At 66.9% G+C, this 11,017-nt stretch carries 11 protein-coding genes and 1 pseudogene; 8 read left to right on the top strand and 4 right to left on the bottom strand.

What is annotated here, in order from left to right:
* A partial coding sequence (locus tag AB1634_16590) for an SAM-dependent DNA methyltransferase (protein MEW6221134.1) occupies window positions 1-1,078 on the top strand: 1,078 nt, incomplete at its 5' end.
* A gap of 379 nt (window positions 1,079-1,457) precedes the next feature.
* Here the strand turns inward: AB1634_16590 and AB1634_16595 are convergent.
* From AB1634_16595 to AB1634_16605, 3 genes are all read right to left on the bottom strand, one after another.
* Window positions 1,458-1,637 (bottom strand): hypothetical protein, encoded by a 180-nt coding sequence (locus tag AB1634_16595; protein ID MEW6221135.1) that lies wholly within the window; start codon window positions 1,635-1,637, stop codon window positions 1,458-1,460.
* A gap of 67 nt (window positions 1,638-1,704) precedes the next feature.
* Complete coding sequence (locus AB1634_16600) at window positions 1,705-2,832, bottom strand: XRE family transcriptional regulator (protein MEW6221136.1); 1,128 nt, start codon at window positions 2,830-2,832, stop codon at window positions 1,705-1,707.
* 203 nt (window positions 2,833-3,035) lie between these two features.
* Complete coding sequence (locus tag AB1634_16605; protein ID MEW6221137.1) at window positions 3,036-3,632, bottom strand: Uma2 family endonuclease; 597 nt, start codon at window positions 3,630-3,632, stop codon at window positions 3,036-3,038.
* Window positions 3,633-3,871: 239 nt separating this feature from the next.
* Between AB1634_16605 and AB1634_16610 the strand changes: the two genes are divergently transcribed.
* From AB1634_16610 to AB1634_16635, 6 genes and pseudogenes are all read left to right on the top strand, one after another.
* Window positions 3,872-4,069 carry a PIN domain-containing protein gene (locus AB1634_16610; protein ID MEW6221138.1) on the top strand — a complete coding sequence of 66 codons (198 nt, stop codon included), beginning with the start codon at window positions 3,872-3,874 and terminating at the stop codon, window positions 4,067-4,069.
* Window positions 4,070-4,255: 186 nt separating this feature from the next.
* The gene (nifU, locus tag AB1634_16615) at window positions 4,256-5,092 is read left to right on the top strand and encodes a Fe-S cluster assembly protein NifU (GenBank protein ID MEW6221139.1); all 837 of its coding nucleotides are present in this window, start codon (window positions 4,256-4,258) and stop codon (window positions 5,090-5,092) included.
* 14 nt (window positions 5,093-5,106) lie between these two features.
* Window positions 5,107-6,252 (top strand): annotated as a pseudogene (gene nifS, locus AB1634_16620) (cysteine desulfurase NifS).
* Window positions 6,253-6,507: 255 nt separating this feature from the next.
* Complete coding sequence (locus AB1634_16625; protein MEW6221140.1) at window positions 6,508-7,287, top strand: FAD-dependent thymidylate synthase; 780 nt, start codon at window positions 6,508-6,510, stop codon at window positions 7,285-7,287.
* Between the two features lie 128 nt (window positions 7,288-7,415).
* Window positions 7,416-9,179, top strand: coding sequence for a formate--tetrahydrofolate ligase (locus AB1634_16630; protein MEW6221141.1), 1,764 nt, complete (start codon window positions 7,416-7,418; stop codon window positions 9,177-9,179).
* Between the two features lie 189 nt (window positions 9,180-9,368).
* Window positions 9,369-9,662 carry a hypothetical protein gene (locus tag AB1634_16635; protein MEW6221142.1) on the top strand — a complete coding sequence of 98 codons (294 nt, stop codon included), beginning with the start codon at window positions 9,369-9,371 and terminating at the stop codon, window positions 9,660-9,662.
* Between the two features lie 205 nt (window positions 9,663-9,867).
* On the opposite strand, the gene AB1634_16640 is transcribed toward AB1634_16635, so the two are convergent.
* Complete coding sequence (locus AB1634_16640) at window positions 9,868-10,113, bottom strand: hypothetical protein (protein ID MEW6221143.1); 246 nt, start codon at window positions 10,111-10,113, stop codon at window positions 9,868-9,870.
* On the opposite strand from AB1634_16640, the gene AB1634_16645 reads away from it, so the two are divergent.
* A complete protein-coding gene (locus tag AB1634_16645; GenBank protein ID MEW6221144.1) occupies window positions 10,009-10,398 on the top strand; it encodes a hypothetical protein in 390 nt (129 codons plus the stop codon). The two genes, AB1634_16640 and AB1634_16645, sit on opposite strands and share 105 nt — an antisense overlap.
* Window positions 10,399-11,017: the final 619 nt, after the last annotated feature.

Consider the following 11,017-nt stretch of genomic DNA (forward strand, 5'->3'; position numbering starts at 1 on the left):
AACCGATTTTGCCCTCCTCAACCCCAACACCCACACCTGTCCAACCTTCCGCTCCCAGGCGGACGCCGAGCTGACCAGGAAGATTTACCGCCGGGCCGGGGTCTTCATCGACGAGGGGAAGGGCGAGGCGGGTAATCCCTGGGGGGTGCGGTTCGCCAGGCTGTTCGACATGGCAAGCGACTCCGGCCTGTTCCGCACCCTGCGCCAGCTTGAGGCCGCGGGCGGAATCCGGGAGGGCGGGGACTGGCGGCTGCCGGACGGCCGGCGCTTTGTCCCCCTCTACGAGGCCAAGATGGCGCACCATTTCGACCATCGCTGGGCCACCTACGAGGAGGATGGCCAGGAGTCCCGGGGCTGCACCCTGGCCGAGAAGGGGGATGCGGCCTTCCGCCCCCGGCCGCGCTACTGGGTGCCCCAGGAGGAGGTGGAGAGCCGCTTGGCCGCGAAAGGCTGGCAGCGGGGCTGGCTCCTGGGCTGGCGGGACATCTGCCGCTCTACCGACGAGCGGACGGTCATCGCTGGCGTGGTGCCGCGGGTGGGGGTGGGCGATAAGTTCTTGCTCGCCATGCCTAGACAGGAGGCAACCCGTTGGCCGGCGCTGATGGCCAACTTCTGCGCCTTGCCGCTGGATTATCTCGCTCGACAGAAGGTCGGTGGTACCTCATTGAAATACTTCACGATGAAGCAGCTCCCCATCCTTCCCCCCACCGCCTACACCCCCGCCGACCTGGCCTTCATCGTCCCCCGGGTCCTGGAGCTCACCTGCACCGCCCACGACCTGGCGCCGTTTGCCGCCGACCTCGGCCATCCCGGCCCGCCCTTCCCCTGGGATCCGGAGCGCCGGGCCGTCCTGCGGTCGGAGCTGGACGCCTGTTTCGCCCGGCTCTACGGCCTCAGCCGGGACGAGCTGCGGTACATTCTCGACCCGGCGGACGTCCTGGGGCCGGATTATCCCTCCGAGACCTTTCGGGTCCTCAAGAACCGCGAGATGCGGGAATACGGTGAGTACCGAACCGCCCGCCTGGTGCTGGCGGCCTATGACCGTTTGGCGGGCCCGGCCTCCAGCTTTTCCTTGTGAGAACCTGCCAGGAGATGCCAGTGGCTGCGATCTGGAACATCTACTGTGACGAATCCTGCCACCTTGAGCACGACGGTCAACCGGTTATGCTGTTGGGCTGCGTCTGGTGCCCTGCCATCGAGGCCAAGAGGCTGGCCTCGGAAGTGCAGGACCTCAAGCGCTGGCATCGGGCCGCCGGTGAGACGGCGGAACAGGGGCAAAAAAAAGGCCAACGCGGAGCGTTGGCCCAACTCCTTCTGCCTTTGGCAGATGAGATACTTCTTGTGTGGCCCTTGTCTCCCCCACCTGTCAAGGGCTTTTTCCGCACCGCTGGCCTGATACTGGGGACTTGCGACCGGCTTTGCCGGTGTCTGACCGGCAGTCCCGCGGGACGGGATGCTCACGGCCGGAACCGTGGATCTTCCTGCCGCCGGATGATGCTCAGGAAGCGGGTCAGGATGTCGGCGGTGATGTGGGTCGGGTTGGACTTCCGGATCGCCTGGGCAATCCGCGAAGCCTCATGGCCGGGAAGCCCGCCGGCCCGGTGGAGCTGGGCGAGAAGCTCCAGGCCCCACAGCACGGGGACGCCTTTCTGGCCGCAGAGCTTCCGTCCAAGATCATCGGTTGGGGTCCTGCTGGACGCCGGATCACGGAACGGCATCCCAGTTCTGCAGGCGGTCTTGCATCTCGGCGATACCGACGCGGAGCATCTCGGCGCCCCGGCTGAGGGAGATCCTGTCGTCCCGGATGGCCTGCCGGATCAGCCGGCTGAAGCGGTCCTCGCAGAAGTCGAAGCGTTGCATCCCGAAGGGCTCGGCCGGCTCGATGGCCTGGGGTTCCTCCTTGAAGGGAAGCCTCCGCTGGAACCGTTGCTGGAACGCCACGTTGAATCGCCCCCAGATGGACTTGTCGGCGGCCCCCAGTTCCACAAGACGCGCCAGCACGGTCTTGTAGCTGACCCGGAAGATGCGCTTGACCTTGAAGACCCGGTCTACCCAGTGCAGCCCAGCGGCCTCGTTCCATTCCTGGCGGAATCCCTCGCCAGGCATCAGGAAGTGTCCGGCGAAGAGATCGGCCTCCCGCTCCTCGTCCTTGTTCTCCTCGACCTGGGTGCCATCGTAGGCCGCGGGGTGCAGCAGGAGATGGCCGAGCTCGTGGGCGGCGCAGAAGATGCGCCGCTCCACAGAAATCCGCTCCCAGACGTTCACCACCACCGCGGGACCACCGTCCTCTTCCGCCACCGACAGGCCAAAGAAGCCATCGGACGCCATGGGAACCGGAAAGACCTTCACGCCGCCGTGCTCCAGCAGGCCGCAGATGTCGTGGACGGGCTCGCCGGGCTTGAGACCCAGCTTCTTCCGGCAGAGTCCGGCCGCCCCGGTCGGGTTCTCTCGCGAGCTGGCCTTTCGCACCTCCTGGAGGGTGAACGGCAGTTGTTGGCCCAGGACCTCTTCCAGGCAGTGGAAGTCGTCGAGCCATCGCGCCACATCCGCCAGCACGTTCTCGCGGTTCTGCATCCGCCTTGCGGACCGGAACCGGACGGTGCGCAGCTCCCGCACTGGCAGAAACAGGTCTGGGAGCTGCACCCCCAGGGCCTTGGCGATCGCTTGAATGGTTCTCATCCGCGGCTCGCTCCTGGCCAGTTCAAGGTTCTTCACCGCCGGCAGCGAGAGGCCGGCCAAACCTGCCAAGGCGCCTTGGCTCAGGCGCCGCGAGCTTCGCAACCGCCGAACATTCCGGGCAAGGACCTCCACGTTCATGCTCGCCTCCTCCATGGGGTTATGTTTCAGGACACCACATGGCAAGGAAATGTCAAGTGGTATTTTTGGAGGGATGGTCGGAGGCTGACGCGCTCCATGCGGAGGCGAAGGGAGTCCGCTGGCAGGGGCAACACGACGGAAGCCGTCCCGAGGGACGGCTTCGGCTGCATCTGGCATCCACGGTGCCATGACCAGGGGGGCGTCCGAGGCCTTCGTGGTCAGGTGGGCTCGGCGCCGGGTCCGGGAAACCGGTTCTCCAGCCAGAGGGCGGACAGCTCGATCTCGACCTCCTGGAAGGGCTCGGCCCGGACCCGATCGTTGCCGGCAAACACCCCCAGGACCAGCCAACGGCCGGCCTCAAGGCCGAAGACCTCCAGGGTCTTGTGCAAGGGATCGATCAGCCAGAAATGGCGGACGCCGTGCTGGGCGTAGATGCCCAGCTTGGTGATCCGGTCGACGCGGACCGTCTTCGGGGAGAGCAGCTCGCAGACCCAGTCCGGCGCCACCGAGATCCAGTTGTGATCCTCCACCGGCGGGAACCGGGCTGTCCGCCAACCGGCCAGATCCGGCACCAGCAGATGGGGGCCGAAGGCGATCTCGGGCTCCATCAGGATAATCCATCCTCCCGGTCCCCCCCGTCCCGAGTGGAAGGGGGGGCCGATCTCCTTGTCCAGGCTTGCCGCCGCGTAGGCATGGATGCGGGAAGGCCGGGGGCTGGCCACCAGCTCGCCGTCGATGATCTCGCCCACCAGGTTTTCGGGCAGGGCAAGAAGATCGGAGTAGGTGGCGGCGCGCTTGGCCGGATGGGCGATCATGGCTTCTTCCTCATCGGGTCCATGGCGAGATTATCCAGGCTGGAGACTTGGCGCCTCGCCGGGTCGTCCACCAGATGTTGGCTCGTCCACGGTCTGCCTGTCAACCAGGATGGGAGGGTTGCGCCCCTGGATCGGCTCCGACTGTCAGGCGGACAAACTCCCCCTCCCGCTCCGTTGCGGCCCGCTCTGGCGGTGGTCGACCTGACCAGCCGGAGAGCCGCTGCCGGCCCTTTCCTTGGATGGTGCTGGCGGCCAACGAGTGGCAGGTGAAAGACATCAGCCTTGAGGTGATCGAAGAGGCATACTCCCTGCCCGATTCCTTCCATGCCGACCCGGCGGACAGGATCCTGGTGGCGACCGCCAGGTTGATGCGCTGTCCGCTGTTGACCGCCGATCGCAAGCTTCTGGACTATCCTCACGTCGTCACCATCTGGTAGGAGGGGCGCGATGCCGCCACCGACCGGCGGCCACTCCCCAACAGGACCGCCGGCTGGTCGCTGGCTGCCTGGCCAACGGCCCGCCCACTTCTTTTGGTTGCTTTTTGCCCCCTCTAAAATTAAGGTTGAAGTCCGCCTGCGGCCGGGGCATTTCCTTATTTTCACGAGCAAGCGAGGCTCATTGCCATGTGGGACTATACGGACAAGGTCAAGGAGCATTTTCTCAATCCGAGAAACGTCGGCGAGGTGGAGGGGCCGGACGGGGTCGGCGAGGTCGGGTCGCTGGCCTGCGGCGATGCCCTGAAGCTGACCTTCAAGCTTGATGACCAGGGGAAGATCGCCGACGCCCGCTTCAAGACCTTCGGCTGCGCCAGCGCCATCGCCTCTTCCTCGGCCTTGACCGAGATGATCAAGGGCCTCACCCTGGACGAGGCGGCCCGGATCACCAACGAGGACATCGCCCGCTTTCTGGGCGGGCTGCCCCGGGAGAAGATGCACTGCTCGGTGATGGGCCGGGAGGCCCTGGAGGCGGCCATCGCCAACTACCGGGGGGTGCCGGTGCCGGCCGCCGAGGGTGAGCTGGTTTGCGAGTGCTTCGGGGTCACCGATGTGGAGATCCGGCGGGCGATCCAGGAGAGCGGCCTCAAGACCGTGGAGGAGGTCACCAATTTCACCAAGGCGGGGGGGGGCTGCGGCAAGTGCCACGAGCGCATCGAGGCCCTCATCCACGAGGTGCGGCAGGAGGCGCAGAAGGCGGAAAGACCGGTCGGGCCGCGGCGGCTGACCAATCTCCAGAAGATCCGCCTCATCGAGGAGGCCCTGGAGCGGGAGATCCGGCCCGGCCTCAGGCAGGACGGCGGCGACATCGAGCTGGTTGACGTGGATGGTGATGTGGTCATGGTCTCCTTGCGCGGTGCTTGCGCGTCCTGCGTCGCCTCGCAGCTGACCCTGAAGGACTATGTCGAGGCGCGGTTGCGGGAGCTGGTGCTCGATACCCTCACCGTCGAGGAGGTGCGGTCGTGAGCCAAGTCGTCTACATGGACAACAACGCTACCACCATGGTGGATCCAGCGGTCGTGGAGGGGATGCGGCCCTTCTTCACGGAGCGCTACGGCAACCCCTCCAGCATGCACTCCTTTGGTGGCGGGGTCGCCAAGGCAGTGGCCCGGGCCCGGCAGGAGATCGCGGCCCTCATCGGCGCCCAGCCGGACGAGATCCTGTTCACCAGCTGCGGCACGGAAAGCGATAGCACCGCCATCCTTTCCGCCCTGCAAACCACGCCGGAGAAGCGCCACATCGTCACCACCCGGGTGGAGCACCCGGCGGTGAAGAACCTCTGCGAGCGGCTCCAGAGCTGGAGCGGCCACCGCTACCGGCTCACCCAGCTGCCGGTGGAGCGGGACGGCACCCTGGATCTGGCCCGCTACGAGGAGGCGTTGTCCGAGGACACCGCCGTCGTGTCCGTGATGTGGGCCAACAACGAGACCGGCGTCCTGTTCCCGGTGCCGGAGATGGCCGCCATGGCCAAGGCCCGGGGCATCCTTTTCCACACCGATGCCGTGCAGGCGGTGGGCAAGATCCCCATCGACCTGAGCGAGGTGCCGGTGGATTTCCTGTCCATCTCCGGCCACAAGCTCCACGCCCCCAAGGGGATCGGCATCCTGTACGTGCGGCGGGGCACCCCCTACGTGCCCTTCCTGGTGGGCGGCCATCAGGAGAAGGGCCGGCGGGGCGGCACCGAGAACGTGCCCTCCATCGTCGGCCTCGGCATCGCTTGCACCCTGGCCGCCAGCCGGATGGTCGATGAGAACACCCGGGTGCGGCGCCTGCGGGACCGGCTGGAGGAGGGACTCCTGACCCGGGTGCCCTCGACGCTCTTGAACGGCCACAAAGAGCAGCGCCTGCCCAACACCACCAGCGTCTCCTTCGAATACGTGGAGGGGGAGGCGATCCTGCTGCATCTGGACCGCCATGGCATCTGCGCCTCCTCCGGCTCGGCCTGCACCTCCGGCTCCCTGGAGCCCTCCCATGTCCTTAGGGCCATGGGTGTGCCCTTCACCGCGGCCCACGGCTCCATCCGCTTCTCCTTGAGCGTCTTCAACACCGAGGAGGAGGTGGATTTCGTCCTCGACAAGCTGCCGCCCGTCATCACTGAGCTGCGCCGCCTCTCCCCCTTCTGGGAGGGCGAGCACCACGGCCGGCTTGGCAGCAGCGCCGGCGTTTCCTGCGCCTGCCCCTGCCCCCCGTCAAGAGAGAGCCTCATGCGCGTTGTTCCGCCCTCCTTCGTCATCCAGGACGACCTGGATCAGCTCGGTCTTGCTCAGCGCATCGAGGCCTGTGGCCGGGTCTGCTACAAGAGCGAGGCCAAGATCACCCCCACCTCGGCCGAGCCGTTTGTCCGCGGCATCATCGACAAGGGCCACGCCTCGGTTCTGGAGATGGCGGTGGCCACCTTGCGGATCCGCTTCGAGAGCGAATCGGTGGCCGGCCGCTTCTTCGAGACCCGGCCCCGTTTTCTGCACGTGGACCGGCCGGAGAAGGATACCCTGCTCGTCACCGGCAGCGTCCGGGCCTGGCGGGAGCACTGCCTGGGCCACCCCGGCACCAAGGTGGCCAAGGCGGCAGCGGCCTTTCTCGCCCGGCACCAGCCACTCCTCTTCGGCGATCTGGTGCCGAAAAGGGGCGCCATCCAGCCGGAGGGGGTGGCGGTGGAGAAGGTGCCGCTTCCCGAGGTGGACGCCCTGCCGGCGGATCTTCTGGGCAAGCACCGGCATCTGGGCGTGAGGTTCATCGTCAACCGGGCCGTCACCCACGAGATTGTCCGCCACCGGCCCTGCTCCTTTCTCCAGGAAAGCCAGCGCTACTGCCGGTATGCCGACGACCGTTTCGGCAACGAGGTCACCTTCATCGCGCCCCTGTTCTTCGCTGAGGGCAGCCCGGAGTACACCCTGTGGGCCCAGTCCATGGCCGCCAGCGAGGCCAGCTACCTGAGGCTCCTGGCCACCACCAGCCCGCAGGCGGCCCGCACCGTCTTGCCCAACTCCTGCAAGACCGAGCTCATCGTCTACTGCAATCTCCTGGAGTGGCTGCACATCCTGAAGCTCCGGACCTCAGCCGCTGCCGAGCCCTCCATGCGGGAGATCATGATCCCGCTCCTGGCGGTCCTCAGGGAGCGGTTTCCGGGAGTCTTCGGCGCCTTGCCGGTGCCAGCGGTGTAGGACGACCGCGGCGTCTCTCCTGTCTGTCGATCTGGCCGGGCCCCCTCCGGCGCCGGCAAAAGACTTCCGCCCGTGCCGCGGGCGGCTCGTTCATCTGAACCCCAACTGCACGAGAAGGAGGAAGCACCATGGTCTTGGATCCCACCAAGCACAAGGACTGGGAGATCGCCGAGGAGGCGGAGTCCCGCATGAAGACCGTCTACCAGCTGGCCGACGAGCTGGGGCTGTCCAAGGAAGAGCTGCTGCCCCACGGCCACTACGTCGCCAAGATGGACTACCGCAAGATCCTGGAGCGGCTCAAGGATCGGCCGGACGGCAAGTACATCGACGTCACCGCCATCACCCCCACCCCGCTGGGGGAGGGCAAGAGCACCTGCGCCATGGGCCTGGTGGAGGGTCTGGGCAAGCGGGCCAAGAAGGTGGTGGGCGCCATCCGCCAGCCTTCCGGCGGGCCGACCATGAACATCAAGGGCTCGGCCGCCGGCGGCGGCCTGGCCCAGTGTGTGCCCCTCACCCCGTTCTCCCTGGGGCTCACCGGCGACATCAACGCCATCATGAACGCCCACAACCTGGCCATGGTGGCTCTTACCTCCCGGATGCAGCACGAGGCCAACTACACCGACGAGCAGCTGGCCAAAAGGGGCCTCAAGCGTCTCGACATCCATCCCAAGAAGGTGGAGATGGGCTGGATCATCGACTTCTGCGCCCAGGCCCTCAGGAACATCACCATCGGCCAGGGCGGCCACATGGACGGCTTCCAGATGGCCTCCAAGTTCGGCATCGCCGTCTCCTCGGAGATCATGGCCATCCTGGCGGTGACCACCGATCTCGCCGACATGCGGCGCCGCATGGGCAAGATCGTGGTGGGCTATGACCGCCAGGACCGGCCGGTGACCACCGCCGATCTCGAGGTGGACGGCGCCATGACCGCCTGGATGGTGGAGGCCCTGAACCCCAACCTCATGCAGACCATCGAGGGCCAGCCGGTCCTGGTGCATGCCGGACCGTTCGCCAACATCGCCATCGGCCAGTCATCGGTGATCGCCGACCGGGTGGCCCTGAAGCTCGCTGACTACAACGTCACCGAGTCGGGCTTCGGCGCCGACATCGGCTTCGAGAAGTTCTGGAACCTCAAATGCCGCTTCTCGGGGCTGAAGCCCCACTGCGCGGTGGTGGTGGCCACCATCCGGGCCTTGAAGTGCCATGGCGGCGCGCCGATCCCGGTGCCCGGCAAGCCGATGCCGGACGCCTACAAGAGCGAGAACGTCGGCTGGGTGGAGGCAGGCTGCGGCAACCTCTTGCATCACATCGCCACCGTCAAGAAGGCGGGCATCAACCCGGTGGTGTGCATCAACGCCTTCTACACCGACACCGACGCCGAGATCCGCGCCGTGCGGCGGCTCTGCGAGGCGGCCGGCGCCCGGGTGGCGGTCTCCAAGCACTGGCAGTACGGCGGCGACGGCGCCCTGGAGTTTGCCGACGCGGTCATCGACGCCTGCGAGGAGCCCAACGAGTTCAAGCTCCTCTACGACCTCGATACCCCCTTGGCGAAGCGCATCGAGCTCATCGCCAAGGAGGTCTATGGCGCTGACGGCGTGTCTTACAGCCCCGAGGCCCAGGCCAAGCTCAAGAGGATGGAGCAGGATCCGGAGCTGAAAGACATGGGCACCTGCATGGTGAAGACCCACCTCTCCCTCTCCCACGACCCCAACATGAAGGGCGTGCCCAAGGGCTGGACCCTGCCGGTGCGGGACATCCTCACTTACAAGGGCGCCGGCTTCGTGGTGCCGGTGGCCGGGGCGATCAGCCTCATGCCCGGCACCGCCTCCGACCCGGCCTACCGCCGCATCGACGTCGATGTTACGACCGGCAAGGTGCGGGGCCTGTTCTAGCTGGAAGCCCGGGCGGCATCGCCCGGATGCGGTTGATGTGCGGGGTCAGGGGAGCATTCCCCTGGCCCCGTTTCTCTTCCCACGGTCCGTCTTGCTCCCGGCGTCGGTGCTCGAGTCGTGATTGACCTGCCCAGGCAGTTACCGTGGTATGCTTCGCATGATGATGCCCATGATGGGGAGGACAACGGCATGCGAGCAGCCTTCAAACGGGATGAGATGATCAGTGCCACTGCTGCGGCCAAGAATCTCGGCGAGATCGTGGCGGACTTGGTGGCACACAGGAAAGACAAGGCAGCCGTAGTCCGAGACGACGAAATCGCTGCCGTCATTCTGCCGGTGGACGAGTACGAGTACATGGCCGACCTCGTCGAGGTGGTCGAACACCTGGAGATCGACGACCTCATCACCAGGCGGACCAGGAACGGCGAAGACCGGTCCATCCCCCTGGAGGAGCTCCTGAGGGAGGAAGGCATTGCCCTATAGGATTCAGCTCACCGCAGCGGCGGCAGACGATTTCAGGGCACTCGACGGGTCGGTCAAGATCGCGGTGGCCAAACAGCTCAAGAAGCTGGAAGCCGCGCCCCAGCTGGGGCATCGACTCGGGAATATGTTCGGCTTCGACCTGACCGGCTATTTCAAGCTGTATGCCGCAAGAAATCCATCCGTATCGTGTACAGGATTATCGACCTCAGCCCTGGCTGAGAAGCTGCCGGAATCCCTTGCCGCGCCGCTGCCCCAGGTGACACCGCGCCGGGTGCACGACGCCGTCTTCTTGCCCGGCAAGGCTACGGCCATCACCGGCATGCGCCGGGCCGGCAAGACCTGCTTCGTGCACCAGCTGCGCCAGGAGCGGCTGGCCGGCGGCAAGGCCCGGGGCCGGTTGCCCTACGTCCACTTCGAGGACGAACGGCTGGCCGGTCTCGATGCCGCCCATCTCGGCTTCTTTCTGGAGGAGTATGGCCGCCGGGTGGCTTCCACCGGGCCGGGGGAAGGCGTCACTGGGCAACGCCGCCGGTCTGTTCAGCGTCGAGCGGTTCCATGCCGCCCTCAAGAGCCAGGGCGTGGCCATCGCCCGGGATACAGTGCACCAGCTGCTCTCCTATACCGAGGGCGCCTTCCAGGTGCGCCTGGTCTGGATGGAGTCGAGCTCGGAGCGCCAGCGCATGGTGAACCTGCGCAAGGCCTATCCGGTGGACCACGGGCTCATTCCGGTCTATGACCGCAGCGGCCGCGCCAACCTGGGGCATGCCCTGGAAACCGCCGTGCTCATCGAGCTCCTGCGCCGGCGCTGCCAGGTCACCTGCCTGCGCACGCCGGCCGGCCATGAGGTCGATTTCCTGTCCCGGGGGCCGGCCGGCGAACAGGAGTTGATCCAGGTCTGCGTCGACGCCAGTGATCCGGCCACCGCCGCCCGGGAGCTCCGGGCGCTGGCCGCGGCCGGCGAGCTCTACCCCCGGGCACGCCGGCGGCTCCTCACCCTGACCCGGGACAGGGCGCCTGCGAGGTGCCGGCCGGCGTGGTGGCTCAGCCGGCGTACGAGTGGATGCTCACCGCCCCCGGGCGCCACTGACCGGGCTGTCGCCTCCCGCCTCTCCAAGATCCTGACCGCAAGGCTCCTGCCGGTTGTCGTGTTGCTGGGCAGGCGCGGGTCTCTTCCCGCGACGCCGCCTCCGCGACGATCCAAGCAAGTAGCCATGCGCGGGGCACACCCCAATGGGGCGGCGTTGCCCGCCGGCAGCCCGCCAGGAGGGCCGGGGTTCCTTGAGAGCCTCGCGCAGCGAGTGCAGACACGGTAGCCGGGGGATTCATCCCCCGGCAGGAGGCGCCGGCGACAACCT

This window comes from Thermodesulfobacteriota bacterium (assembly GCA_040755095.1).
Taxonomy (GTDB): Bacteria; Desulfobacterota; Desulfobulbia; order Desulfobulbales; family JBFMBH01; genus JBFMBH01.